Source organism: Ureibacillus thermophilus, assembly GCF_004331915.1.
Taxonomy (GTDB): Bacteria; Bacillota; Bacilli; order Bacillales_A; family Planococcaceae; genus Ureibacillus; species Ureibacillus thermophilus.
In genome coordinates this window covers 982,446-1,009,434 of record NZ_CP036528.1, presented here as the reverse complement: position 1 = coordinate 1,009,434, position 26,989 = coordinate 982,446, and the positions used below count along the sequence as shown (strand labels likewise).

31 protein-coding genes are annotated in these 26,989 nt (G+C 40.1%); 2 read left to right on the top strand and 29 right to left on the bottom strand.

Translation table 11 applies throughout. From position 1 onward, the window contains the following. Nucleotides 1-252 precede the first annotated feature (252 nt). The 26 genes from DKZ56_RS04995 to rpiB form a co-directional block, all read right to left on the bottom strand. Nucleotides 253-588 carry a hypothetical protein gene (locus DKZ56_RS04995; RefSeq protein ID WP_208651663.1) on the bottom strand — a complete coding sequence of 112 codons (336 nt, stop codon included), beginning with the start codon at nt 586-588 and terminating at the stop codon, nt 253-255. Nucleotides 589-711: 123 nt separating this feature from the next. After that, nucleotides 712-1,107, bottom strand: coding sequence for a hypothetical protein (locus DKZ56_RS04990; RefSeq protein WP_208651662.1), 396 nt, complete (start codon nt 1,105-1,107; stop codon nt 712-714). Between the two features lie 203 nt (nt 1,108-1,310). Further along, nucleotides 1,311-1,754: a 3-hydroxyacyl-ACP dehydratase FabZ gene (fabZ, locus tag DKZ56_RS04985; protein ID WP_208651661.1), complete on the bottom strand. Its 444-nt coding sequence runs from the start codon at nt 1,752-1,754 to the stop codon at nt 1,311-1,313. A gap of 121 nt (nt 1,755-1,875) precedes the next feature. After that, nucleotides 1,876-2,208, bottom strand: a complete 333-nt coding sequence (locus DKZ56_RS04980) for a DNA-directed RNA polymerase subunit beta (protein ID WP_208651660.1) — start codon at nt 2,206-2,208, stop codon at nt 1,876-1,878. A 118-nt stretch (nt 2,209-2,326) separates the two neighbouring features. Beyond that, the gene (locus DKZ56_RS04975; RefSeq protein ID WP_208651659.1) at nt 2,327-3,166 is read right to left on the bottom strand and encodes a flagellar hook-basal body protein; all 840 of its coding nucleotides are present in this window, start codon (nt 3,164-3,166) and stop codon (nt 2,327-2,329) included. 17 nt (nt 3,167-3,183) lie between these two features. Then, a complete protein-coding gene (locus DKZ56_RS04970; RefSeq protein WP_208651658.1) occupies nt 3,184-4,002 on the bottom strand; it encodes a flagellar hook-basal body protein in 819 nt (272 codons plus the stop codon). A 114-nt stretch (nt 4,003-4,116) separates the two neighbouring features. Beyond that, nucleotides 4,117-5,115 (bottom strand): rod shape-determining protein, encoded by a 999-nt coding sequence (mreB, locus tag DKZ56_RS04965; protein WP_208651657.1) that lies wholly within the window; start codon nt 5,113-5,115, stop codon nt 4,117-4,119. Between the two features lie 324 nt (nt 5,116-5,439). Further along, nucleotides 5,440-5,697 (bottom strand): sporulation transcriptional regulator SpoIIID, encoded by a 258-nt coding sequence (locus DKZ56_RS04960; protein WP_208651656.1) that lies wholly within the window; start codon nt 5,695-5,697, stop codon nt 5,440-5,442. Between the two features lie 225 nt (nt 5,698-5,922). Further along, nucleotides 5,923-6,588: a M23 family metallopeptidase gene (locus DKZ56_RS04955; protein WP_208651655.1), complete on the bottom strand. Its 666-nt coding sequence runs from the start codon at nt 6,586-6,588 to the stop codon at nt 5,923-5,925. 121 nt (nt 6,589-6,709) lie between these two features. Beyond that, nucleotides 6,710-7,522: a stage II sporulation protein D gene (gene spoIID, locus DKZ56_RS04950; protein ID WP_245989636.1), complete on the bottom strand. Its 813-nt coding sequence runs from the start codon at nt 7,520-7,522 to the stop codon at nt 6,710-6,712. Nucleotides 7,523-8,087: 565 nt separating this feature from the next. Then, nucleotides 8,088-9,410 carry a UDP-N-acetylglucosamine 1-carboxyvinyltransferase gene (murA, locus tag DKZ56_RS04945; protein ID WP_208651653.1) on the bottom strand — a complete coding sequence of 441 codons (1,323 nt, stop codon included), beginning with the start codon at nt 9,408-9,410 and terminating at the stop codon, nt 8,088-8,090. A 394-nt stretch (nt 9,411-9,804) separates the two neighbouring features. After that, entirely contained in the window at nt 9,805-10,050 is a 246-nt protein-coding gene (locus DKZ56_RS04940) for a DUF1146 family protein (protein WP_208651652.1), read from the bottom strand. A gap of 134 nt (nt 10,051-10,184) precedes the next feature. Beyond that, nucleotides 10,185-10,592, bottom strand: coding sequence for a F0F1 ATP synthase subunit epsilon (locus tag DKZ56_RS04935; protein WP_208651651.1), 408 nt, complete (start codon nt 10,590-10,592; stop codon nt 10,185-10,187). A gap of 25 nt (nt 10,593-10,617) precedes the next feature. Next, nucleotides 10,618-12,033, bottom strand: coding sequence for a F0F1 ATP synthase subunit beta (gene atpD / locus DKZ56_RS04930; protein WP_208651650.1), 1,416 nt, complete (start codon nt 12,031-12,033; stop codon nt 10,618-10,620). Between the two features lie 47 nt (nt 12,034-12,080). Next, nucleotides 12,081-12,947 (bottom strand): ATP synthase F1 subunit gamma, encoded by an 867-nt coding sequence (gene atpG / locus DKZ56_RS04925; RefSeq protein WP_208651649.1) that lies wholly within the window; start codon nt 12,945-12,947, stop codon nt 12,081-12,083. An 82-nt stretch (nt 12,948-13,029) separates the two neighbouring features. Continuing rightward, the gene (gene atpA, locus DKZ56_RS04920; protein WP_208651648.1) at nt 13,030-14,541 is read right to left on the bottom strand and encodes a F0F1 ATP synthase subunit alpha; all 1,512 of its coding nucleotides are present in this window, start codon (nt 14,539-14,541) and stop codon (nt 13,030-13,032) included. 20 nt (nt 14,542-14,561) lie between these two features. Continuing rightward, complete coding sequence (locus DKZ56_RS04915) at nt 14,562-15,104, bottom strand: F0F1 ATP synthase subunit delta (protein ID WP_208651647.1); 543 nt, start codon at nt 15,102-15,104, stop codon at nt 14,562-14,564. After that, a complete protein-coding gene (gene atpF, locus DKZ56_RS04910) occupies nt 15,101-15,622 on the bottom strand; it encodes a F0F1 ATP synthase subunit B (RefSeq protein ID WP_208652169.1) in 522 nt (173 codons plus the stop codon). Before atpF ends, DKZ56_RS04915 begins: the two co-directional genes overlap by 4 nt. 212 nt (nt 15,623-15,834) lie before the next feature. Further along, nucleotides 15,835-16,047 carry a F0F1 ATP synthase subunit C gene (atpE, locus tag DKZ56_RS04905; RefSeq protein WP_016837239.1) on the bottom strand — a complete coding sequence of 71 codons (213 nt, stop codon included), beginning with the start codon at nt 16,045-16,047 and terminating at the stop codon, nt 15,835-15,837. Between the two features lie 80 nt (nt 16,048-16,127). Continuing rightward, complete coding sequence (gene atpB, locus DKZ56_RS04900) at nt 16,128-16,853, bottom strand: F0F1 ATP synthase subunit A (protein WP_208651646.1); 726 nt, start codon at nt 16,851-16,853, stop codon at nt 16,128-16,130. 30 nt (nt 16,854-16,883) lie between these two features. Continuing rightward, on the bottom strand, nt 16,884-17,258 hold the full coding sequence (locus tag DKZ56_RS04895) for an ATP synthase subunit I (RefSeq protein ID WP_208651645.1): 375 nt from the start codon (nt 17,256-17,258) through the stop codon (nt 16,884-16,886). 436 nt (nt 17,259-17,694) lie between these two features. Then, nucleotides 17,695-18,798, bottom strand: a complete 1,104-nt coding sequence (gene wecB / locus DKZ56_RS04890; RefSeq protein ID WP_208652168.1) for a non-hydrolyzing UDP-N-acetylglucosamine 2-epimerase — start codon at nt 18,796-18,798, stop codon at nt 17,695-17,697. A 122-nt stretch (nt 18,799-18,920) separates the two neighbouring features. Further along, nucleotides 18,921-19,550, bottom strand: a complete 630-nt coding sequence (upp, locus tag DKZ56_RS04885; protein ID WP_208651644.1) for a uracil phosphoribosyltransferase — start codon at nt 19,548-19,550, stop codon at nt 18,921-18,923. A 337-nt stretch (nt 19,551-19,887) separates the two neighbouring features. After that, nucleotides 19,888-21,150: a serine hydroxymethyltransferase gene (gene glyA / locus DKZ56_RS04880; protein ID WP_208651643.1), complete on the bottom strand. Its 1,263-nt coding sequence runs from the start codon at nt 21,148-21,150 to the stop codon at nt 19,888-19,890. A gap of 86 nt (nt 21,151-21,236) precedes the next feature. Next, nucleotides 21,237-21,803 (bottom strand): TIGR01440 family protein, encoded by a 567-nt coding sequence (locus DKZ56_RS04875; protein ID WP_208651642.1) that lies wholly within the window; start codon nt 21,801-21,803, stop codon nt 21,237-21,239. Nucleotides 21,804-21,810: 7 nt separating this feature from the next. Continuing rightward, nucleotides 21,811-22,248, bottom strand: a complete 438-nt coding sequence (gene rpiB / locus DKZ56_RS04870) for a ribose 5-phosphate isomerase B (protein WP_208651641.1) — start codon at nt 22,246-22,248, stop codon at nt 21,811-21,813. Nucleotides 22,249-22,614: 366 nt separating this feature from the next. On the opposite strand from rpiB, the gene DKZ56_RS04865 reads away from it, so the two are divergent. Beyond that, on the top strand, nt 22,615-23,193 hold the full coding sequence (locus DKZ56_RS04865; RefSeq protein WP_208651640.1) for a hypothetical protein: 579 nt from the start codon (nt 22,615-22,617) through the stop codon (nt 23,191-23,193). Continuing rightward, complete coding sequence (locus DKZ56_RS04860; RefSeq protein ID WP_208651639.1) at nt 23,190-24,695, top strand: IPT/TIG domain-containing protein; 1,506 nt, start codon at nt 23,190-23,192, stop codon at nt 24,693-24,695. Before DKZ56_RS04865 ends, DKZ56_RS04860 begins: the two co-directional genes overlap by 4 nt. Before the next feature lie 161 nt (nt 24,696-24,856). On the opposite strand, the gene DKZ56_RS04855 is transcribed toward DKZ56_RS04860, so the two are convergent. From DKZ56_RS04855 to DKZ56_RS04845, 3 genes are read right to left on the bottom strand one after another with little or no spacing between them, the layout of a single operon-like run. Then, nucleotides 24,857-25,201, bottom strand: a complete 345-nt coding sequence (locus DKZ56_RS04855; RefSeq protein ID WP_208651638.1) for a c-type cytochrome — start codon at nt 25,199-25,201, stop codon at nt 24,857-24,859. 36 nt (nt 25,202-25,237) lie between these two features. Then, on the bottom strand, nt 25,238-26,527 hold the full coding sequence (locus DKZ56_RS04850; RefSeq protein WP_208651637.1) for a methyl-accepting chemotaxis protein: 1,290 nt from the start codon (nt 26,525-26,527) through the stop codon (nt 25,238-25,240). Next, nucleotides 26,511-26,975, bottom strand: coding sequence for a low molecular weight protein arginine phosphatase (locus tag DKZ56_RS04845; RefSeq protein ID WP_208651636.1), 465 nt, complete (start codon nt 26,973-26,975; stop codon nt 26,511-26,513). The genes DKZ56_RS04850 and DKZ56_RS04845 overlap by 17 nt, the downstream gene beginning before the upstream one ends. Nucleotides 26,976-26,989 lie beyond the last annotated feature (14 nt).

Below are 26,989 nucleotides of genomic sequence, written 5' to 3'. Positions count from 1 at the left end.
CGCCGAGCATAAATTTTTCGACCCAGCTTTGCAGGGGGCGACCGATGCGCCGAGGATAAATTTTTCGACCCAGCATTGCAGGGGGCGGCTGTTGCTCCGAGGGGGAATTTTCGACCCAAACCAATGCTCCAAGTATAGTTTTTTGAACCTACTAAATTGCTCTATTTTTCGCCCAGTTCCAAGGGCAGATGTATGTAAGGAGAGTTCCTTTAAATAAAGGAGCTATCTAAATCAGATAGCCCCTTAAATGGATTATTCATCTTTCGTATCTTCGTCGCGGATGTCTTTAGCGTCCTCGATTACATCTTCTTGGTTGCCGCGTTCATCGCCATTTACACCTTTATCGTCTGGCATGACATCATTACGCAATCCTGGGTTTTGTCGATCGTTATTATTGACGTCATTGTCAAGAGCTTCGTCTATGCCCTCTCCGACATCATTCACGCCTTCTTCAATACCTTCACCTACATCTTCTACGCCTTTTTCCACGCCATTGTCTACATCGTTAATGGCGTTGTCGTCATCGTTATTATTACAGCCCACTAATAAAATAGACCCTAACAATAACGCATAGAAGAACGGCTTCATAAAAAATCCCCCCTTTCTTCGCGAATCGTCACCTCGTCAGTGACTGATTTTAATTTGTGCGAAAAAGGAGGGAACTATCCATTATCGATTTTAGAACTTTTTCCATTTATTTGATCGAGTCTGTCAGCATTCCTTTTCTTTCAATCGCTCTTTCAACAATTGTTCAACATAATTTGCTTCTGCCTTACAGCCATAGGTATAATTTGTGCCGAGCTGTTTCTGCATTTTTTCGATGGATTCAATCTGTTTTTTCGTCGGTTTTTCATTCAAAATTTTGGCAATGACTTCATCGATTTTTTGAGCGATTTCTTCGTGGAATTCAGGGCTCAATAACACTTCTTGCGGCACTTTTTCAAACCATGCTGCATTTTCTAAGAAATATTCTTGCCATCTTTTCATAAACTCTTCCATCGAGAAGCGATCTTCATCCCAGCCAATGCTCGCCAAATAATTTTCAAAAGCGGTTGAAATGGAACGTGTAATGCTGATTTTTACGCCCGAAGATAGCTGTTTATACATTTTATTATTAAACCTCCTATAATAAAAAAGCCAAGGGTGCTTATACTCTATCTATGAAAAATAATAAAGTCAACTGTTACATTTTATCTCTTTTACTATCTTTTTTCAAACCTATTTACCATTTAAGGGTATACAGTTCTGTTCGAATTATTCATTTTCGGCTTCGTCTCTAGGAAGAAGGAGGTGCATAAACGGAACGAAACCTATTTTGTTTTTGGAGCTTCCGGGCCGATTGCAAATAAAATGTCTGCTTCTGCGACAAGTTCGCCGTTCACTGTCGCAACGCCGTGGCCTTTCCCCATCGTGCCGCGCAATTTCACAAACTCCACTTCCAATTTCAACTGATCACCTGGAACGACTTGACGTTTAAAGCGGGCGTTGTCAATTCCTGTTAAAAAGGCTAATCTTCCCTTAAATTCCTCAGAATTCAATAATGCCACTCCGCCAACTTGCGCCAATGCTTCCACAATTAATACCCCCGGCATCACTGGATAGCCTGGGAAATGGCCGTTGAAGAATGGTTCGTTAATAGACACATTTTTGATGCCTACTGCTTTTTTCCCTTCTTCGATTTCGATGATGCGGTCAACTAGCAAAAAAGGATAACGATGCGGCAAAATGGCTTGAATTTGTTCAGCATTTAACATGATATTTCCCCCTCATTTCAAAATAAAGCAAACGAAAAAAGCGGCAGCCTTGGATATGACATCCTTAGGAAGGAGTGAATCCATTACTTTCATCTTTCCACGAAAATTTGTGGTGCATACGCTATTCTTTTCCGTTAATGAGATCGAGAATATGTTGGTATGTTTCCCATTTCAATGCATCCATTGGGGCGCCTTCGCCAATTACACCATATCCGATCATCAGTCCACATATGGACGCAAAAAACATTAGAATCAGCACAATCACGATTCTTAGCCAAATGGGAATCTTGCGGGTGCGATATATTTTGAAATTTCTACTTTCTTTGTCGTTATTTTGTGGGCTCTCTTTTTTATGTATGTCATTCATCCACTTGAACCGCTTCTGTTTCTCATTTTCTCGGCGTCTTGATCTTTTTTGAGGCAGAGTGGAGCCGCTTTTTAGTTCGTTTGCCATTTTCTGTTCTCCTTGTTTGCAAAGATTTTTTAGTAAACGAATGGTCCTGTTCTGTTTGCCATGAATGAATGTTGTCGATACGTCAAAACATTAGTTAGCCAAAGTTTTTGGTCAATTATTAGCGAATTCCGTTAATGAGCCCCATCATTTGATCGGCAATTGTAATGGCACGGGCATTAAATTGATAAGTACGCTGGGCTTGAATTAAGTTTGTCATTTCTTTAGAAAGATTCACGTTCGACATTTCTAATTTTTGATTTTCAAGGCCAATGTTTTCCCGGACAATTCCCACTAAGTTTGTTAGAATATCATTTTCATCATAACCTAATTCATCAAAATTTGCAGGTAATGCAAGATAAGGGCCAGAAACTGCCTCCATTACTTGCGGCAATTGGATTTCTGTTACTCCCAATTGGAAAGTTTCTTCTGTGTCGTCATTATAATTAACAACCAATGAGCCGTTTTCTCTTAATGTAAAACTTTTTACGTTGTCGTTCAATACAATTGGGTTGCCGTTGCTATCAGCTACTGCATAGCCTTCCGCTGTGACAAGCATCACTTGTTCATCGTTAATTGGCGATACATAGAAGTTGCCTTGGCGGGAGTAGACCATATTGATTTCGCCGTTTTCATTCGGCATGAGAATATTGAAATATTGGCGTTCTTTTGTGAATGCAAAGTCTAAATCCCGATCCGTCGTTTTCAAAGATCCTTGGGCATTGTTTGTTTGGATTTGCGAAACTCTCGCGCCAACGCCATAGCGGATGCCTTCAGGGGTGAGCCTCGCTGCAGTATCTTTTCGAGTGTTGACATATTCTTGGTAAAGCATTTCCGAAAAACGGGCTTCTTTTGCTTTATAACCGATTGTATCGACATTGGCAATGTTATTGCTTATTGTGTCAATTTGCTTTTGTATTTGGTTTAATGAGTTTGTTGCTGTGAGCATCGTTCGTAGCATTCATTAGCCCTCCTTTCTTATACTTTTCCAATTTCATTTACTGCTTTTTCCATGCTCTTATCATAGGCTTGGATCACTTTTTGGTTCGCTTCGAATGCACGATATGCCGTTAGCAATTGCGTCATCGATTGGGCAGCATCCACGTTAGAGCCTTCTAAATATTTTTGTTTCATTGCAAAAGTGATTCCGTTTTGAGCATAGGCAGATGGCAGAGCCCCACCGTCTTGCGTGCGGAACAGTCCGTTATCTTGTTTAATTAATTGATAGGCGTTTTGGGCATAAGCTACACCAATTGTCGCCACTTGTTGATTGTTGACATATACGGCACCGTTGTCTGCAACTTGGAAATCTTCATTTGGAAGCTGGATGCGATTGCCTGTTTCAGATAAAACATAGTAACCGTCTGCATTGACTAAATAGCCTTGTCCATCTAAAGTGAAATTCCCGTTTCGAGTATAGGCTTCACCGCCATCCGGATGAGCCAAGCGGAAGAAGATGCTGCTGCCTGCTGGAAGATTGCCGTTCACTAAAGCAAGATTGGTAGTATATTCCGTTTCGTATATATCCCCTTGAGCGAAGTTCGGCATTGTTTCTTGCAAATAGATGCCTGTAGAAAGATTTCCGATGGGTTGAATGAGATTTAAGTTTAATCCTTTTTTAGTCGGAACATTTGTATCATCAATTGCAGACAAAAGCATTTCCGGGAATGAACGAATCGTTGTCTGTTCTGCTTTATATCCTGGTGTATTGGCGTTTGCCATATTGTTTGTCAATATTTCTGTTTTTCTTTGTTGAGCTAGCATGCCGGACGCTGCTGTATAAATTCCTTTAAACACGCCGTTTCCCCCTCCAATTTGGAAAATACCTCTTCCATTGATATCGGCAAATTGTCGCAATTCGATTATCGTTTTTTTAATTTTCTTATGATGTTAGAGGCGACTTAAGGCATTTTAGAATTTTGAGCCAGGTGAACGGTCAATGTTGTCTAGCATGATGCCTGTACCAAGCGCTACGCAGTCCATTGGATTTTCAGCTATAAAGACTGGCACTTTTAATTCTTGCATGAGCAGCTGATCAATGCCGTGAAGCAATGCGCCACCGCCTGTTAAGATGACGCCTCGGTCAATAATGTCTGCAGAAAGTTCTGGCGGCGTTTTTTCTAATACGTTTTTCGCAGATTGAACGATGAGATGGACAGATTCATGCAATGCTTTTTCAATTTCGGATGAATGAATTGTAATCGTGCGAGGGAGCCCTGTGACCATGTCGCGGCCGCGGATTTCCATTTCTTCATTCCGGCTGCCAGGGAATACCGTTCCGATATTGATTTTGATCGCTTCGGCTGTACGTTCACCAATAAGCAGTTTATATTCCTTCTTAATGTATTGAAGAATATCATTGTCGAATGTATCTCCTGCAACTTTAATTGATTCACTTGTTACAATATCCCCCATGGAAAGCACTGCAATATCTGTCGTACCGCCGCCGATATCGACAACCATGTTGCCGCTTGGTTGGAAAATGTCCATGCCTGCACCGATGGCAGCCACTTTTGGTTCTTCTTCAATATAGACTTTTTTGCCTCCTGATTTTTCAGCTGCTTCGCGAATCGCTTTCTTTTCAACGCTTGTAATGTTTGTCGGACAGCAAATTAAGATGCGAGGTTTAGAGAAAAACCCTTTCACATCAAGTTTGTTAAGGAAGTGTCTTAACATGGCTTCTGTTAAATCAAAATCTGCAATGACTCCATCCTTCAAAGGACGAATGGCGACAATGTTTCCCGGTGTACGCCCTACCATTTGTCTTGCTTCCTCGCCAACAGCAAGCACTTTATTCGTTTTCTTGTCGATTGCCACCACAGAAGGTTCGTTCAGTACAATGCCCTTTCCCTTCACATAAATCAGTACATTAGCTGTTCCTAAGTCGATCCCTATATCCTTTGAAAACATAATAATCTAATTTCTCCTTCCGAAATGTTGCGACTCCATTACTACTACGTTCATAATTTATACATTTTATCTAGAATATTTTATCATAATAAAGTTTTATTTACATCTTAATTATCGGAGTTTTTAGCGTCTTTCAACATTATTCTACAACTCATTCAAAATCCCTCTTCTATGTTCCTTTGACAATTTTTCAAACATTCTTTCTATCAATGTAACGAATCGATGATTTTGCTACTTTCTAGGCAGCTTCACAAACTTTTTCACAGGAAGGAAATGAAAAAGCATTCAGCCTGACTTTGGGACAAAGCCAAACCAAATGCCTTTTCACTGTTTTTTTTGGGACTGCCACTTTCTACGTGTCGCCTCTCCCCCTCGCAAATGACGAACGGATTTGTGGTAGGCTAATATTTCTCTCACTTCTTTCGCTAATTCTTCATTCACTAATTGTAAGCGCTCTGTTAAGTCTTTGTGCACCGTACTCTTGGAATATCCTGTCATCTTCGCAAGGACTCTAACCGTCTCGCCCGTCTCCACAAGCAGCTTTCCCAGTTGTACACAACGGTGCCTAATGTGCTCGTGCACGTTCTCTTCCTTTCTCTCGGATCTAAGAAGTGCAGTTTTGCCTACAATAAACAATCTATTTCGATGTTTTTCTGATACATTTATTTCATTGACGTTTGCAATCAGCGATTTAACGTTTATTCACCATATGTATCTTCCAACATTTTCAGAACTTTTTTTCCTAGGAAAGTCAAAAGCGCAGCCTGAAAAGTCGGGATTTTTCCATTCAGGCTGCGCTTTCATTTGTTAGAAGCTTAAATAATTTCTTGGGTTGACGTTTTTACCGTCTTCTAATACTTCAAAGTGAAGATGGATGCCGGCAGTTGGATTCCAATCATTTTCTGTAGATGTTGCAATCGGTTGTCCTTGTTCTACTTTATCGCCTTCTTTGACAAGGATGTCCGCCACGGAGCTATAGTGTGTTTCCATTCCGTTCGGGTGGGCGATGACAATCTTGTTGCCAGTGAACGCATCTAGTTTCACTTCTTTTACTTCACCGCTCATTGCAGCGAGTACTTCAAACGGTTCGTTGTTGATGGAAATTGAAATTCCGGATGATGTTGTGAATGTTTGATCGAATACAAGAAGTGCATTTTCACGAGTTTCAGCATCTGCGTTGATGTCATAGAAATCTTGTAATACTTTTGCATTTTCAAGTTGATTTTCGGCGAATGGATATTTGAGTGTTTCCGTTTGCGCATTGGTTTCAATGATTGGAGATTCTTCTTCCTGTACTACTGGTTCATTCACCGTTTCGCTCTTATCTTCGCTTGTGATTACAGAATAAGTAACAATTAACCCAATGAGTACTGCTGCCATGCCCCCATATATTGCCGGCCAAAACCAAGGTTGTTGTTGCCATTTTTTTAGTTTTTGAGAAGTGTTATTTTGTTTGTTTTGGTCTTCTCTCATTTGTTCATCACCTCAATATGAAGGATGAACAAGTTTTGGAATTTCTAAACAACTTTTTTGGAAATTTTCACTATTTTTTGCATCATATTTTTTCAAACGTACGATTTGTGTGGTGTAAGAATTATTTTGTGCACATCATTTTTTCAATCGTTGTGTCTTTGTAATAATGGGCAAGGATTTGATGGGCGGTTCTTCCTTGCTTTGCCATTGCATCCGCTCCATATTGGCTCATCCCGACACCGTGTCCGTAGCCTTCTGTCGTAATTTCAATTTTGTTATTGACGACTGCAATCGTAAAATCCGTTGAACGCAAATCAAGCAAATCTCGAAATTCACGCCCTGTCCACTCTTTCGTGCCAAAATTAACTTTTTCTACCCTCCCAGTGTTATTAAGTTTTGTACGGATTTTTTTGATATCATCAAGCGTCATATTAACTTTGAGTAGGCGGTTCCATTCATCCAATGTCCATTTTTTTTTCACAACGTAATTTTCTGTTTGAAAATCCGCACTGACAACAGATTGGAGATAAGGTAAATCGACGCCGCTATAATTTTTGGAGCTTTCCGTCCGGCCGTTGCTCATGGAATGAAACATGGCAGTAATCAGTTCTCCGTTATATTTCAGCACTTCTCCTTTCGTACTTTCTACGGCTTCCCTGATTTTTCCCTCATTTTCTTCAAAGGTGGCTTGCCAATTGGATTTTCGCGTATCCTCATCATAAAATACTTGTCTTAACACAGTTGGTTCAATTGGCGTTTGGCCATAATTGGTGGATTTTAATACGTATGTTCTTGCGGCAATGGCTTGAGCTTTCAAGGCTTCTAAATGAAAGCTTGCCGGCATTTCAGCGGCAACTACTCCAACGACGTATTCTTCAAGAGGAATAGAATCTTCTTGGCCGGTAATGCGGATGAAAATATTGCAATCTTCCATAGTCACTAATGGCCCCGAAACTTCCTTCAAAGTTTTCTCGGAATTTTTGAAGAAAAACGGGAAGAAAAATAGAATCGAGATAAATAATGTAATTGAAAAAATGGCTGCTATGTTTTTGTGATTTTTTATTTGTTTCATACATATTACTTATGATTGGAACCGGGGAAATATATCTTTTTTTGAGCCGTTTTTTTAGTTTGAGGTTTTGAGGTTTCAGATTGGCACATATGATTGCTTCTTTGCGATTATCGATGCTCTTGGAAGGCGTTTTTTGGCTCTGGCGATAATGTTTCTAGTTTTGGCGATTATTTCTTTCTCTCTGGCGATTATCGATGCTTGAGGATCTCAATTTTTTCGCCTTGGTGATTAGATCCTCGAAGTTGGCGATTTTCCCCTTCATCCGATCCTAAATCCATCTCTTCTTACACAAAAAAACGACAAAACCCTGAAAGCAAGATTTTGTCGTTTTGTGAATGAATAATTCAAACGCACCTATCATATGGTACAGTAGAAAATAGAGCAATTCCACTTTGATGAAAAATCAAGTTGCCAAGATTTCCTCTTATTACACGTTCAATGTAGTTTCTTTAGCAACATTCAATTTCTCTGAAACTACTTCCTCATCGCTAGAAACACGTTCAATATTCGCCCCAAGTGCACGCAATTTCTTCTCAAAGTCTACGTATCCCCGATCTAGATGATGCAATTTCGTTACACGAGTGACCCCTTCAGTTGCTAAGCCAGCCAAAATTAACGCTGCTGCTGCTCGCAAATCGGTTGCTGCCACTTCTGCACCTTGCAATTTCACAGGTCCTTCCACAAACGCTGAACGGCCTTCAATTTTCAATGCTGCATTCATGCGGCGGAACTCTTCCGCATGCATAAACCGATTTTCAAATACCGTTTCTGTAATAATACTCGTTCCTTGTGCCGTCAACATCAATGCCATCATTTGCGCCTGCATATCTGTAGGGAAACCTGGATATGGCATCGTTTTCACATCAACAGCTTTCAATGGATCGTTTGCACGAACTCGAATTCCATTTCCTTCTTCCGTAATTTCCACGCCCATTTCACGCATTTTTGCCATTAATGCCGTCAAATGTTCCGGAATCACATTTTCGATTAAAACATCTCCGCGTGTAATTGCTGCTGCGACCATAAATGTCCCTGCTTCAATCCGGTCGGGTATGACATGATGTGTGGCACCATGCAATTCTTTTACACCATCAATGCGGATTGTGTCCGTTCCTGCCCCCGTGACACGACCGCCCATTTTATTAATGAAATTCGCCAAATCTACAATTTCCGGCTCTTTTGCTGCATTTTCAATGACTGTCGTTCCTTCTGCAAGCGCTGCAGCTGTCATAATATTTTCTGTTGCGCCAACGCTTGGAAAATCTAAATAGATGTTTGCTCCCTTTAAACGGTCTTGGACTTTTGCTTCCACATATCCATGGCCAGTGGAAATTTTTGCGCCCATTGCTTCAAAACCTTTTAAATGCAGCTCAATTGGCCGAGAACCAATTGCACAACCACCCGGCATTGCAACACGTGCATAACCATTGCGTGCCAGCAGCGATCCCATTACTAAAATGGAGGCGCGCATTTTACTGACATAATCAAAGGGTGCTTCACTCAATAAAGGTTTTTCCGCATTTATACGAATTTCCTTATTTTCAACGTCATATTGTACTTCCGTATTTAAACTTTTTAATACTGCATTTATTGTATGAACATCCGCTAAATTTGGGACGTCTTTTATTATACTGGCATTCTTAGAAGCTAACAAAGAAGCAGTTAAAATAGGTAATACAGCATTTTTAGCCCCTTCTATTTTAACTTTTCCTTGTAATCTTCGGCCTCCTGTAACAATCATCTTCTCCACAAATCGTCCCTCCGAATCCATTATCCAAAGATGTCTTCAGCAATTAGCCACTAAAAAAGCAAACCATATCAATAGTAATGCTTTAACCTCAAATTTACAAGTGACTAAAAATACTAATTTCAAATATTTTTCAACATTCATCTACAATTATATATTACGCAGAATGGGGAATTATGGTGAATTGTAAAGAAACGTCTAAAATTACTAACTTTTTCATATTTCAATGTCTTTATTGTTGCAAATATCTACAGGATTGCCCAGGAAATAACAAGATATATGTGTTGTAACGACAAAAGAAACTAAATTTGTCATTTGCCCTTACAAACCATATAACTATTGAGGTGATGTACAAATTCTTCTTTGCTGCTAATGGACATAACCTAAGAACGATGAACTACTTTGAAAAGATATACGGCAATCGTTGAGATAAACCTGTAAAATCTAGAAAGAAATTTGATACTGTGTATCCCAAAACAATGCTTAGCAAGATATACATGAGCTGGATTTGAAAAGTTTTCCCTTTTTTAAAAACTACTTCTATTCGAACAGCCTGCAGCGCATAAAAAGCAATGACTATAAAAAGAATATGTGAAAAAATCCCGATCGCAGCTTGTACACCCATAGTTTGATAAACATCCATAATGCGCGCCTCCTTTATTTTAATAAAAAATATACAAACTTTCCATTATGTGAAATATTTCGAAAACATTTCTAGTAAAATCCTTCCACTATAAATGATAGAAAAAGCGGACAGTTGTACTGCCCGCTAATTTCTTAAACTCTGCCCTCATAAACGTTGATGCGATTGATTGCACGTTTCAAAGCTAATTCAGCCCGTTTGAAATCAATATCATCGGACTTGCTTTGAAGACGTTCTTCCGCTCTTTTCTTCGCTGCTTGAGCACGAGCGAGATCAATGTTCTCAGCCACTTCAGCAGAAGGAGCGAGAATTGAAATTTTATCTGGACGAACTTCAATAAAGCCACCGCTAACGGCTACTACTTTTTGCGAACCGTCTGCAAGCTTTAGTTTTACCGCACTAATTTGAAGCGGCGCCACTAAAGGAATATGACCTGGAAGGATACCGATATCTCCAGAAACAGTTTTTGCAATGACCATTGCGATTTCTGAATCGTATACTGGGCCGTCCGGAGTGACAATATTGACTTGAACTGTCTTCATATTTTTTCCTCCTCCGTCCGTAACATTATACCTCTACGCCCATTGCTTTAGCTTTTTCGATTACGTCTTCAATGCTTCCCACAAGACGGAATGCATCTTCTGGTAAATGGTCATATTTACCTTCAAGAATTTCTTTAAAGCTGCGTACTGTATCTTTAACAGGAACATAAGAACCTGGTTGACCAGTGAATTGTTCCGCAACGTGGAAGTTTTGAGATAAGAAGAATTGAATACGACGAGCACGTTCAACTGTTTTCTTATCTTCTTCAGATAATTCATCCATACCTAAGATCGCGATGATGTCTTGCAATTCACGGTAACGTTGTAATGTTTGTTGTACGCCGCGAGCTACTTGATAGTGTTCTTCACCAACGATTTCAGGTGCTAATGCACGAGAAGTAGATGCTAGTGGGTCCACCGCTGGGTAAATACCCATCTCAGATAATTTACGTTCAAGGTTTGTAGTAGAGTCTAAGTGAGCAAATGTTGTAGCTGGAGCCGGGTCAGTATAGTCGTCGGCTGGTACGTAAATCGCTTGGATAGACGTAATAGATCCTTTGTTTGTAGATGTGATACGTTCTTGCAAGTTACCCATTTCTGTAGCAAGTGTTGGTTGGTAACCAACGGCTGATGGCATACGACCAAGTAGGGCTGATACTTCCGAACCTGCTTGTGTGAAGCGGAAGATGTTATCGATGAATAGTAGCACGTCTTGTCCTTGTTCATCACGGAAATATTCTGCCATTGTCAAACCAGTTAGGGCAACGCGCATACGAGCACCAGGTGGTTCGTTCATTTGTCCGAATACCATGGCAGTTTTGCTGATAACTCCGGAATCGCTCATTTCATGGTACAAGTCGTTACCTTCACGAGTACGTTCACCTACACCAGCGAATACAGAAATACCACCGTGTTCTTGGGCGATGTTGTGAATCAATTCTTGGATTAATACTGTTTTACCTACTCCGGCACCACCGAATAGACCTACTTTACCACCTTTGATATAAGGTGCTAATAAGTCAACTACTTTGATACCTGTTTCAAGGATTTCTACTTTTGTTGAAAGTTCTTCAAATTTAGGTGCTTCACGGTGAATTGGATCACGGCGAGCTTCCGCTGAGATATCATCTTTTTCGTCAATTGGTTCACCTAAAACGTTAAATACACGTCCAAGTGTTACTTCACCAACAGGAACAGAGATAGGTGCACCTGTATTTGTTACTTCCGCGCCACGTTGAAGACCGTCTGTTGAGGCCATGGCAATTGTACGGACAGTGTCGTCACCAAGGTGTAATGCTACTTCTAATGTCAAAGTAACAGTATCTTCACCAGGACGATTGATGTTAACTTTTAGAGCATCGTAGATATTTGGTAATTGGCCGTTTGGGAATCGTACGTCTACAACCGGACCCATTACCTGAACAACATGTCCTTTGTTCATTCCTGTGTACCCTCCTATCGTACATTTATACGTAACAAGGAGCTAGCCTATTGGATGGCTTCTGCTCCGCTGACAATTTCTGTAATTTCTTGAGTGATTGATGCTTGACGAGCACGGTTGTATTCGAGTGTAAGTGTTTTAACAAGTTCATTCGCATTATCTGTCGCCGTTTTCATAGCTGTCATACGAGCCGCATGTTCACTTGCTTTCGCATCAAGCAACGCACCGTAAATTAAGCTTTCAGCATATTGAGGCAAGAGAACTTCCAAAATAGCTTCCGGATTTGGTTCGAACTCATAAGTTGCTTGAAGCCCTTCAGTTGCTGGTGCTAAATCCGTAATCGGCAATACTTTTTTCTCTGTTACGACTTGTGAAATGACGCTCACATAGTGGTTGTAGTACATATAAAGTTCATCATATGTACCATCAGCGAACATACCAACAGCTTTACGAGCGATTTGTTTAATTTGGGAGAATGATGGTTGGTCAGGAAGGCCGACAACGCTATCAATTACGTTATACCCACGTTTTTTAAAGTATTCTGTAGGTACACGACCAATTGTGAAAATCACAAACTCGTCATTGGATTTATGACGTTCTTCGACTACACGTGCCAATTCACGAATCACGTTTGAGTTATATGGTCCAGCTAAACCGCGGTCAGAACCGATAATGATATAACCCGTCTTCTTCACAGGGCGTGCGACTAGCATTGGATGTGTGACATCAGATGAGCCGCTAGCGATGGATGCAACCACGTCCTGTACTTTGTCCATGTAAGGAACGTAAGCTTTGGCGTTTTCTTCCGCTTTTGTCCGTTTCGCAGCAGACACCATTTGCATCGCTTTTGTAATGTGCCCTGTTTTACGCGTTGAGTTGATTCGATTTTTAATATCGCGCAAACTTCTTGCCACTGGTATTTCACCACCTTTTCATTTTAGTCATCATTCGTGCTACTCATCATCAGAAGATCTTTCAGCAGCAAAGCTGAAAGAATCATTCTTCTGATTTAGCAAATTGTTTTTTGAATTCAGTAAGAGCTGCATGCATATCTTCGTCAGATGGAAGATCTTTCGTAGTACGAATATGCTCTAAAATGTGAGTGTGGTTTACATCTAACCAGCTGTATAACTCGTTTTCGAAGCGACGGATATCTTTTACTGGAATATCGTCTAAGTAACCGCGAGTTAGAGCGTAGATAATCATAACTTGATATTCTACTTTAATTGGTTTGTTCAAGTCTTGTTTCAATACTTCAACTGTACGTTTACCACGTTCAAGTTTTTGAAGTGTTGCTTTATCCAAATCTGAACCGAATTGAGCGAATGCTTCAAGTTCACGGTACGCAGCCAAGTCAAGGCGAAGTGTACCGGCAACTTTTTTCATCGCTTTGATTTGCGCAGCACCACCAACGCGGGATACGGATAAACCGGCGTTGATCGCTGGACGTACACCTGAGTGGAATAGGTCAGATTGTAAGAAGATTTGTCCGTCTGTGATAGAGATTACGTTTGTTGGGATGTATGCAGAAATATCCCCTGCTTGTGTTTCAACGAATGGAAGTGCTGTGATTGAACCTGCACCCATTGCGTCGCTTAATTTTGCAGCGCGTTCAAGTAGACGGCTGTGCAAGTAGAATACGTCACCTGGGTAAGCTTCACGACCTGGTGGACGACGTAATAGCAATGAAAGCTCACGGTAAGCTGCTGCTTGTTTAGATAAATCATCGTACACGATTAACACGTGTTTACCTTGTAACATGAAGTATTCAGCCATTGAAACCCCAGCATATGGAGCTAAGTATAATAGTGGTGCTGGTTGAGAAGCTGATGCTGTTACAACGATGGAGTAATCTAACGCACCGTGTTTGCGAAGTGTTTCAACAACTGTACGAACTGTAGATTCTTTCTGACCGATTGCTACATAGATACAAATCATATTTTGGTCAGCTTGGTTCAAGATTGTGTCGATTGCAATTGATGTTTTACCTGTTTGACGGTCACCGATGATTAACTCACGTTGACCACGTCCGATTGGCACTAATGCGTCAATGGCTTTGATACCAGTTTGTAATGGTTCATGAACGGATTTACGAGCCATAACGCCGAAAGCTGGGCTTTCTACTGGACGAGTTTTTGTTGTATTGATAGGTCCTTTTCCATCCACTGGCATACCAAGTGGGTTTACGACACGACCAATTAATTCTTCGCCGACTGGAACTTCCATAATACGACCTGTGCGACGAACTGTATCGCCTTCTTTGATGCCAAGGTAGTTACCTAGAATAACGATACCGACGTTGCCTTCTTCTAGGTTTTGAGCCATACCCATTACACCATTTTCGAACTCAACAAGTTCTCCTGCCATACAGTTGTCGAGGCCATGAGCGCGTGCGATACCGTCACCAACAGTGATTACAGTACCAACTTCGTTAACTTCTAATTCAGATTGGTAGTTTTCAATCTGCTTTCTTAACAGAGCGCTGATTTCTTCAGCCTTGATGCTCATGAATGTCACCTCTCACTTTTCTAATTATTAACGACTAACGTGCGTCTGAGACTTTCTAATTTGCTTGCTACAGTGTTATCGAAAATGATGTTGCCAATTTGAACACGAACGCCACCAATCACGGATGGTTCAATTACATTTGTAATGTTCAGAGTCTCTTTGTCAACAAGTTTCGCAAAAGAAGTTGAGATGTCTTTTTTCTCTTCTTCCGTTAATTCGCGAGTTGAATAAACTGTAGCTTCCGCAGTGCCTTGAGCGTCTGCTGCCAACGCTTTAAATGCTTCTGCAATATGTTTTAATTCATTCATTCGTTTTTTATCCACTAAAAGTTTTAGTGTGTTTAATAAAATCGGATTGGCTTCTTTAAATAGCTCCGAAACCATTTCTTTTTTCTTTTCTGAAGAAAACTTCGGATTTGTAAGCAATGCAAGGAAATCGCGATTTTCTTTGATCACTTGGGCGATTTCTTGAAGTTCTTGATTCACTTGATTTACAATATTTTGCTCTTGTGCCACAGCAAACAATGCCTCGGCATAGCGTTTCGCTACAGAATAGTTACTCATTTCGCTTCGCCTGCCTTAGCAATCGTTTCTTTAATTAATGCGCTGTTAGCTTCTTCAGAAATTTCTTTTTCAAGCACTTTGGATGCCGCAAGAACAGAAAGGGAAACCACTTCTTCACGCAATGAAGCGATCGCTTTTTCTTTTTCTGTTTCGATTTCACGAACAGCAGATTCTTTCAAGCGATTTGCTTCTTGGCGAGCTGCTTCCACGATTTCGTCGCGTTGTGCTTCTGCTTGTTTTTTAGCGCTTTCAATAATTTTTTGCGCTTCTGTACGAGCTTCTTTTAAAAGGGCTTTTTGCTCTTCTAAAGTTTTTGCTGCTTCTTTGCGAGCAGTTTCAGCCGCTTCAATTTCACTTGCAACTAATTCCTCGCGTTGTTGCATGATGCCCATTAATGGACCCCAAGCAAATTTCTTTAACAATGCCATTAAAACGAGGAAGATTACCAGTGTCGCAAGAATATCTCCAAGGTTAACTGCTTCTGCTGTAGAACCTAATACTAAATATTCTAAATTCACGATTGTTTCACTCCCTTCAAGAGCTTCAAATTCCATTTTACTTGCCCTTCTTCAGTCCATTTCTAATTGAAATTTGAAGAGAGCCATTTATATTTAAAACCTTTTCATTTTCTACCAGTCATTCTTCTAAAAAAATGTCTTCCTTAAACATTGAAAATAAAAGGAATGGCGAAGTTTTTTTATGTAAATCATCCTTCGCCACATGGAACCAATTATCGGTTCATTACGATGAACGCAACAACTACTGCGATGATTGGTAAGGCCTCAACTAACGCTACCCCGATGAACATTGTAGTTTGAAGAACCCCACGTGCTTCTGGTTGACGTGCAATTCCTTCTACTGTACGAGATACGATTAAACCGTTACCAATACCTGCACCTAGTGCTGCTAAACCGATTGCAATTGCTGCTGCTAAAAGACCCATTTTATATTTCCTCCTTGGAATAATTTTTTATTTTTTTCATAAAAATACTCATAATGTGTATAACACTATGAATTTATAAATTAATGGTCTTTGCTCACTTTGTGTGATAAATAAACCATTGTTAACATTGTAAATACAAAGGCTTGGATAAAGCCGATAAAGATTGAGAATCCTAGCCATGCCATTGTTGGGATAATGGCACCAATAAAGCCTAAGATTGATGAACTAGCTAGTCCAGCAAGCAAGCCTAAAAGAATTTCACCTGCATAGATGTTACCATAGAGACGCAAACCGAGAGTTAATGTGTTTGCGAATTCTTCTATGATTTTTAATGGTAATAAGAATGATTTTGGTTGGACAAATGTTTTGAAATAATGTCCTGTACCATGTAATTTAATGCCATAGAATGTTGCAAGCACTGTTACCATTGAAGCTAGTGTTAGTGTCACAACAGGATCTGCTGTTGGTGATTTCCACCATAAATTTCCATGAATTACAATGCCAGAGAATGGTAAACCTAGCATGTTCGCAACGGCGATAAACATAATGAGCGTAATACCTAATACGTGGAAACGCCCACCTGTTTTCCAGTCCATGTTGCTTTTGATAATGTTCTTTACAAAGTCCATTACCCATTCCATGAAGTTTTGCATACCTGTTGGTTTTAGCTGTAGATTTCTTGTAGAGATGAACGCGATGATAAATACAATTGTCGCAGTAACTAATAAAGTTAAAACTGTGGCTAAATTAAATGTGATTGGAATATCTCCCAAATGCAGAGTAACTTCCGGTGCTCCGTGTTCCATTTTTTGCACTCACCTCACTTTCAAATGGACCTATTTTCTAGTTTTCATTAAACTATATAAGGCCTCAATAAAGAGGAAGATATAAGGTATCATTAACCCAATAACTGAGCTAACAACATTGAAGTAGTTGGGCAACGAGATAGGTATTGCGACTGCAGCGACTGCAGATGCAAAGCGCAAACCCGAACCAAGTGAAACTGAACGTTTTCCATCACGATAGGAACGGTCAAACTTGTCCATTCGTCGAACAAGAATCCAAAAGTTGTAAGTACCAAAAATCGCACCGATCCCTATCCCGGAAAAAATCGTTGGATATGGTGTAAAGAACCATCCCAATACACATAGGGCAAGCAAAAAAAATAAAGCTTTTTTCTGCTTATCAAAAGTTCGGTGCAAATCCAACATTGGTATAATCTCCTGAATCCATTATTTGCCGTACCATGGAAACATGGTGTAGAATGGGGTTATTACTTTTAGTTTTCACATGAGGGCAAAAATTTTTTACGGTGATATATTTTTCCCCTAATTCAGCTCTTGTATTCAGACTCTTCCACGTTCCCAAAATTGCATTCTACGTTCCCACCGTATTGGTAGTAGAAACTTGATATTACAAGGGTTTGAGTATCATTTTCTGAACGAAACCCTTTAATATTCATACACTTTGTAAGCATACAATAGGGAAATTTTGATGTCAATGCGTTTTAGTGAAAAACTTCACACCGAAATTATCTTGTCAAAATATCGACAAATTTACTACAGAAAATTGGTTTTAGCAGGCAGTGATATTTGTTACAATGATTTTTTGCATTTTTATATCCCTATAATTATGAATAGATTTTGATTAACGTTTCTTTTCGTAGAAATACGTAAGAAGTGCATCTACTATCCGTCTTGATGCAAAACCATCTCCATATGGATTGGACGCTTTTGCCATTTGATTGTAAGCTTCTTCGTCCTCCAATAATTCCTTCGCCAAACGATAAATGTTTTCTTCGTTTGTTCCCGCAAGTTTCAAGGTACCTGCAGCAATCCCTTCAGGCCGCTCTGTTGTATCCCTTAGTACAAGCACTGGTTTTCCTAAAGACGGCGCTTCTTCCTGTACGCCTCCCGAATCTGTCAAAATCATATATGATCGGGCAGCGAAATTATGGAAATCAAATACTTCAAGCGGTTCAATCAAATGAATTCTCGGATCATTTCCTAAAATTTCATTAGCTACTTCTCTTACTGCTGGATTTAAATGCACTGGATAAATTACTTGTACATCATCGTGTTCTTGCAAAAGACGCTTGATGGCACGGAACATATGGCGCATCGGTTCGCCCAAGTTTTCACGGCGATGGGCTGTTAAAAGAATCATGCGGTCGCTTCCGATTTTCTCTAGAATCGGGTGTGAATACTGTTCTTTCACCGTTGTTTTTAGTGCATCAATGGCTGTATTGCCTGTCACAAAAATCGTATCTGGATTTTTATTTTCTTTCAGTAAGTTTTGGCGCGATTGTTCAGTCGGCGCAAAGTGAAGGTCTGCCATAACCCCTGTCAACTGGCGATTCATTTCTTCCGGATAAGGTGAGTATTTGTTGTGCGTTCTCAAGCCCGCTTCGACGTGTCCAATGGCAATTTGATTGTAGAACGCGGCAAGGCTTCCTACAAATGTCGTTGTTGTATCGCCATGCACCAATACGATGTCTGGCTTTGCTTCCTTCATGACTTTGTCCAAACCTTGAAGGGCGTTGACCGTTACATCGATTAATGTTTGCCGGTCTTTCATAATATTTAAGTCGTAATCAGGCGTAATATTGAATGTTTCGAGAACTTGGTCAAGCATTTGGCGATGCTGTGCTGTGACTGTGACAATCGATTCGATTTCGTCTGGATGCTTTTGGAGTTCCAACACAACTGGCGCCATTTTAATCGCTTCAGGTCTTGTACCAAATATAGTCATCACTTTAATTTTTTGCAATGAATGATTCTCCCTTCCTGTATGGGCAATGAGTGCTGTAGTTTATAAGACGTTTGAATAGTGGAAAACGCCCTTCAAAATGAAGGACGCTTTTTCTCTAAATATTATTTCGTGCCGAATAGGCGGTCGCCTGCATCCCCTAAACCAGGAACGATGTAGCCATGTTCGTTTAATTTTTCATCAAGGGCTGCGATGAAAATGTCTACATCTGGATGGGCTTTTTGCAGAACTTCAACGCCTTCTGGAGCTGCAATTAAGCACATGAATTTAATGTTGTTTGCTCCCCGTTTTTTCAATGCATTGATGGCTTCTACTGCGGAACCGCCTGTTGCAAGCATTGGGTCAACTACGATAAATTCACGCTCTTGCACGTCTTGCGGAAGTTTAACATAATATTCCACCGGTTTTAATGTTTCCGGATCGCGGTATAAACCGATATGTCCCACTTTCGCAGCAGGAATCAGTTTTAATACGCCGTCAACCATTCCGATTCCCGCACGCAAAATTGGAACAAGAGCGATTTTCTTCCCTGCAAGCACTCTTGTTTTAGCTTTAGTAATCGGCGTTTCGATTTCAATTTCTTCTGTGGGCAAATCGCGAGTAATTTCAAAGGCCATTAGTGTAGCCACTTCATCAACAAGTTCACGGAATTCTTTTGTTCCTGTGTTTTTATCGCGGATATACGTCAACTTATGTTGGATTAATGGATGGTCAAATACATATACTCTACTCATGTAGTTCGCTCCTAACTTCGATTTAAAATTATGATGTCTATTCGGACTTAGAGTGGGATTATGGTTCCACATTATCCAAACTAGTATAACAAAAAACCATGCTTTAGAAAATAAATAAACAAATCATTTACATAGTTGTCATTTTCTTTTTTTCGGAAGTTGGAACGGGAAGGTTTTTTCGTGAATTTTGCTTATATTTTTATGAATTATTCAAATTTTTATTTCATTTTGTTGTTTCGTTCTGAATAGCTGATATCTCTGCTATTTGATTATTCATACTAAACCGCTGAGCCAAATAAAAAAACCCCGCTCAATCCACTTGAGCGAGGCAAATCGATTATTTTCCTACCACTAAATCTTCATAAATCGGATATTTGTCAGTCAATACTTTAACGCGGGCAAGAGCTTCTTCTTTAACTGCTTGATCTTCTGGATTTTTCAATACTTTTGCAATGATTAAGCCGACTTCTTTCGCATCTTCTTCTTTAAAGCCGCGAGTTGTAATGGCTGGTGTACCAATGCGGATGCCGGATGTCACAAATGGTTTTTCTTCATCAAATGGGATGGAGTTTTTGTTTACAGTGATTTTTACTTCATCCAATAATTTTTCTGCTGCTTTTCCAGTAAGGCCGACAGATTTTACATTTACAAGCAATAAGTGGTTGTCTGTTCCGCCGGATACGATTTGCAGACCTTCAGAAATCAATGTTTCCGCAAGTACTTGAGCATTTTTCTTAATTTGCTTTGCGTATTCTTTGAATTCCGGTTTCAATGCTTCGCCAAATGCCACTGCTTTTGCGGCAATCACGTGCATTAATGGACCGCCTTGAATGCCAGGGAACACGGATTTGTCAATTTTTTTCGCCAATTCTTCGTCGTTAGTGAGCACTAAACCGCCGCGAGGGCCGCGCAATGTTTTGTGCGTCGTTGTTGTTGTGAAATGCGCATATGGAACTGGAGATGGATGTTCGCCAGCAGCCACAAGACCTGCGATATGCGCCATATCCACCATGAAGTAAGCGCCCACTTCATCAGCGATTTCGCGGAATTTTTTGAAATCAATCTCTCTAGGATAACTAGAAGCGCCTGCCACGATTAGTTTTGGTTTATGTTCCAATGCTTTCGCACGAACATCATCATAGTCAATCACATTCGTATCTTTTGTTACGCCATATTCAACGAAATTGTATTGAATCCCGGAGAAGTTGACTGGCGAACCATGGGTTAAGTGACCGCCATGGGATAAATTCATTCCCAATACTGTGTCTCCTGGTTGCAATACAGAGAAATAAACCGCCATGTTTGCTTGAGCGCCGGAATGCGGTTGAACATTTGCAAATTTTGCACCAAAGAGTTCTTTTGCCCGTTCACGAGCGATCTCTTCTACTACGTCGACGTGTTCACAGCCGCCATAGTAACGTTTTCCTGGGTAACCTTCTGCATATTTATTTGTTAACACAGATCCTTGCGCTTCCATTACCGCTTCTGAAACGATATTTTCGGATGCAATTAATTCAATGTTTTCTTGTTGACGTTTCTTTTCATTTAAAATTGCTTCAAGTACAGCCTTGTCTTGGGCTGCAAGTTTTTCGTAAGCCATCAAAGTTCCTCCTACTATTTTTATATTTTCAAGTAAGAAAGATTCCCTTATAATTTGCATAAACTTCTGCTGGTTAACGTATATAATTACTGGCAGGATGTTCCTTTTTCGAGTTCATAAACTGCGCGGCTGCCTCCAATAAGTTTTGGTCGGGTTTTTGCCGCAGATACAATTGCTTCGCCAATTTGACGGACAGATGTGCGGACAGGAACAGCCACCTCTTTTAAATGCATGCCAATCAACGTTTGTCCAATATCAATTCCCGCATGAGCCCGAATATTTTCAACCACCACAGGTTTTTTCAATTTTCGATAGGCATATGCAGACATAGAACCGCCTGCATTTTGAACAGGAATCACCGATACCGGCTCAAGACCATATTTCTCGGCTGCTTCCTGTTCCAAAGTCAATGCGCGGTTGATATGCTCGCATCCTTGGAAAACAAGATACACTCCATGCCTTTTTGCGAAGGCGTTCAATTCTTCGTATAACACTTTCGCAATCTCCATTGAACCAGCTGTTCCAATTTTTGAACCTTTGATTTCCGATGTCGAACAGCCGACCACAAAAAGTTGCCCCGGCAATAGCTCCACTTGTTCTTCAAATTCCGAAAGCAACTGCGACAATTGATTTTGAATGGTTTCAAGAACCATAAGAAACTCACCCTTCAAGTTCCGCAATTTTTTTCACGCGGCGTTCGTGGCGGCCGCCTTCAAAATCTGTATTCAACCATGTTTTCACGATTTCCCGTGCTAAACCCGGACCAATGACTCTCTCTCCCATTGCCAAAACATTGGAATCGTTATGACATCTCGTAGCTTTTGCACTAAAAACATCGTGAACCAACGCACAGCGAACACCTTTTACTTTATTCGCTGCAATGGACATCCCGATGCCAGTTCCGCAAATTAAAATGCCGCGGTCAAATTTTCCGTTTGCTACCCCTTCCGCCACCGGAAGCGCATAGTCCGGATAGTCGACGGAATCGTCTGTTTTCGGACCAAAATCTTCATATTCAATATTCAATTCATCCAACAAAGCCATGATTTCTTTACGTAAATTATTGCCGCCATGGTCTGATGAAATGGCTACTTTCACTTGTTTACCTCCTCAAAGCATTTTGATAACAACAGTGTACCACTAATTATAAAAGATGAACACGGATTTTCCTATATTTTTAAACCGGCTTTTTATCAAAATACGAATATTTTTTCTGGATTTAATAAAAATGTTCATATTTTGAGAGAAGGATAAATATTTTTTTCGTTTTCTAGCATCATTATTCGGAATTTTTTCATTCCTTTTCATTTTCTTTAAAACACAACTTCGGCAACATTTTTGTTTTAGGTATTTTTTCTAAAACACTCTTTTTTTCTGAATTGGTGAAAGTTATAATATTAAGTAAATTCAGAAATTTTAAAAATTTAATAGGAAGAAAGTAAAAGGAACAAAGGAGGATTATAAGTGGTGAAAAAAAGAAAAAGGCATTTGTTGGCAGGGTTGTTGTTTGCAGGATTGCTTGTTGCGGGCTGTAATGGAAACGATTCCACAAAGGAAGATGACACAGAAACAACAACTGCAACTGAAGAAGCATCTATCGTTGTATTGGGCGACACAATTAATTCCCATCTTCAAGCGGATGCTGTATGCGTAGTAGATAGTCGCTTCGAACGGGGTCATACAATCGTGTTCCGAGCAAATGTAGTGGATCAAGAGACGAACCAAACAGTAGAAGATGCAAAAGTGAAAGTGGTTTTAGCCACTGGAGATGAATATGAAATGAAGATTGGACCACACGGAGAAGAAGGTACATTGCTTTACACAGTGAGCTGGACAATTCCAGATGACTTCCCTACTGGTACATTAGATTATAAGATTGTGGCAGAAGTAGATGGCAAAGAATTTACGTATCAACCATTTGACGTTTCTTTATCGAAGTTGACAATTCTTGAAAAAGGCGAAGAAGCAAGATTATCTCAAGCTGCTCAAGAACAAGCATCCAAAGAATCCGCATCTAGCGAAGGTGAGGAAACAACTTCATGATCCATCGCCTACGCCTCATGACCTTCCTACTTTTTGCCGCAATCTTCATAGCAGGATGTACGGATTCTAGCCAAGAATCTGAAAAGACTGAAGAAAATACTAAAAATACAGAAGACACTACTGAAAAAAATTCAGAAGAAAAACAAATGAATTTAATCGGCAATGTTTCGCTAAGTAAAAGCAGCGGACGGATTGGCGATGAAGTGACTATAACTTTAGATTCTTTAAAGCCGAATCAACCATTAAAAGTTGTTTGGGTCGACATGATCGGTTCTTACCAAATAGAAGATAATTATTCTTTCATCGGTACAGCTTTTAAACCAGTGGAAAAAGTGGTTGCTGAAGGCACAGCTGACGGAGACGGAAAATGGGAAGGAACCTTTTCCATTCCAGATGGCTTTGGGGATGACCACGATATTCTGATTTATCAGGAAGATGAAGTGGTCGCAAAAGCCAACTTCTTTGTAGAAACCGTGTTTACGATGAGTCCAACATCCGGCCCTCCTGGAACAGAAGTCACTGTCAAGGGTGAAGGGTTAAGCTGGAAAATGTTTGGTAGTTTATGGCATGTCAACTGGGATAATAAATACACAGGTATGATTACAGCGATTACAACAAACGGTAAAGCAGAAGCCGTATTCCGTGCAGTAGGAAAAAAAGGACTTCACAGCATTACTGTTGAAAGTGGTGCTATGGGATTCCCATACTTAAGCCGAAGCAGCTCCGCAATTAACTACATCGATACCCATTATTTTACATTCGAAATCACTTCCGATGAGCCTGTCACAACGGCGTCTTATGTGGAAGAAGCTCCTGAACCAGCAGGCGGCGGAATTAAGATGCCAGAACCGCAAAATAAAGATGGCGTAACCGTAACTCTTGACCGTTCAGAAGGCACTGTCGGCGAAAAAGTTGTATTAACAGCTTCCGGTTTACCGAAAAACGAAAAAGTAACTTTCGATTGGCATACAATGGTCGGCACACGCGTCACTGCGGAAGGATATGGGCCAGAGGTTTTCGATTTGGGTGAAGCAACAACAGATGACAATGGAAACTTAGTTTATGAGTTTGCTATTCCAGATGATTTAGGCGGGCTTCCTCACTTAATCGATGTAAAAGTGGGAGATGAAGTTTATGGGCAAACGTATTTAAGAATTTTGCCTTCGATTGTATCTATTTCGCCTTCATCCGGACCAGTGGGCACAGAATTTGTCATTACTATTAAAGGTTCGGGATGGACAGAATTCGATAACGCATTGGCTGTTTTATACAATAACAGCTATATCGGATACATTTGCGGTTTCAACAGCCAAGGAATGATCCATCTAAAATTAAAAGCAACAGGCGAACCGGGTTACCAATTCATTGATATATATCCTTCCATTTATAAAGGTCAACAAATCCAACCGACTTATTATTTAAGACCCATGTTAACGTATCGAGATGATCACCCGGGCACAGGCATTCCTGCCATCCGTGCAATGTTTAAAATTACCGAATAATAAGCTTTGATTGGAATTAATAATCCCAGTCCAACCCACTAACCACCTCTAGTAGTACAGACCAGTCATTGGTTTGTACTACTTTTTTTGTCAAATCCCCATTTCTCTTCAAAATAAAAAACCCGAACGAGGCATTGTTCCGTTCGAGTTTATTATGTATTTTACTTTAGCGTCATTAAATACTCGGCCACTTCTTCTTCCTTGCCATTTGCACTTCCTGGCGGCATTGTTTTTCGTCCTTTTATCAAAATCTCTATAATCTCTTCTCTTGACAAGGAGAGATTATGTAAATTTGGTCCGAGATCTCCTTTCAAATCTACTCCATGGCAACCGGCGCAACTCGATTTTGCTATTTTTTCTCCTTCTGCTGCTAAAGCTTTATTGATTGTGTCTTCCTGGGTTTCTTTCTTATCAGCAGCTTTATCGGCATCCCCACTGCATGCACTGAGCCCCATCACGAGCCCGACAGTTAAAACGGATGCCATAACCCCTTTGTATTTTCTCATTTCTCCATCCCCTTTAGAAATGACAAATGAAAATCACTAGTTGGAACGATCAAACTGTTGAATGAATTTATATAGCTGCTCGGATTGATGTTTTAATTCTTCTGATAGTCTTTCAATTTCCTCTAAGCTTGCCGCTTGTTCATCTGTAGAACCTTTTACTTCCGTTGCACCAGCAGATGTTTCTTCCGCAATCGCTGCTACTTCTTGGGATTGATGAGCAGTAGTTTCAATATTGACCATTTGCTTTTCAATCAATTGAGAAATTTGAATGACTGTATCTGCCATGCCGCGGACTTTGCTTGCCATTTCTTCCACAATGGCAGTAGCTTCTGTAATTTTCGTCGATTCATTTTTCGCAAAGGCTACTTGTTCTTTCATTTGGTTCACAACGACATTCACGTTTTCCTGCATCGTTTTGATTAATTCTGTAATGCCTTGTACAGCCCTTGCACTTTCATCGGCAAGATTGCGTACTTCTTCTGCAACTACTGCAAATCCTTTTCCATGTTCTCCTGCTCTAGCAGCTTCGATGGAGGCGTTTAATGCAAGCAAATTTGTTTGGGCGGCAATGTCACCAACAAGGCTGATAATATTTCCGATTTGCTCAGCATTTTTTTCTAATTGATGAATGCTGTCCAGCGCTCTTTCATTCCCATACGTAATTTGTTGAATACTATTAATCAAGTTATTAAAAGCACTGGAGGTTACTTTTAAGTTTTCAAGCATTTGCAAGGATTCTTCTCTTGAATTCAATGCTTTTTCATTTACCTCTGCTGCTAGTTGACGCACATCTTCAATTGCTTCCACTGTTTCTTGCACCGCAATAGCAGATGCTTCCGCCCCCGTTGAAATTTGACCCACGGTTTGGGCAATTGCCTCTGCTTTTCTCGTTGCTCTGGATGTTTGCTCCGATAATTCAATAATCGTTTGATTTGTTTTTTGGAAGTTAACATCGATGCGCTCAACCATTTGACGCAAGTTTTGGAGCATCAGTTGAAACGCTTCTGCCACTGAACGGATTTCATCATGGGTTTTGGGCATTTCCACATCTTTTCCAATCTTTCCTTCTGCCACCCTTGTTGCTGTTCTTTCCAACTTTTCAAGCGGTTTTGTAAGCACAACGCTGAAAATGGCAGCCAAAATGCCGGACCATGTAATGCCTAACAAGTATGTAATAATTTCAAAGAGCAGTTCATTCGGGAAAAATTTAGAGAAAAAGTATGGGTGCAAAAATCGAATGAAAACGAAACTTGTAGAGTAGGTAATTACTGCCAATATGCTGACGAATAGTACAAGTTTCTTTCGGATGCTAAATGTTTTCTTCATTAATTGGATCACCTCCAGTGATTTTCTTAACTAATTCATCGATTAATCTATTTAATTCTTCATAGGTATTTTTATATGTGTTCAAATCGCCTCCATATGGGTCAGAAACGTCTAATGAACTATATGGTGTAACATATTCTTTAAGCGTATATGTTTTTCCTTTCGCTTTTTCGTATAATTGTAAAATCATATCTCGATGGGCGCTTGTCATAGTTAAAATTAAGTCCGCCCATTCAATATCCGATTCATTCACTTGTCTTGTGGTATGTTGAAAATCAATATTTTCTTGCTCCAAGACAGTTTTTGAATGTTCCGACATTTTCCCTCCCTCTAATGCGAAAATGCCCGCTGATTTTACTTCGATGCCTTTTATATTCTTGTGTTTCAAAATTGCTTCTGCCATTGGACTTCTGCATGTGTTTCCAGTACAAACAAAATAAATATTCATGATACCCTCTCACT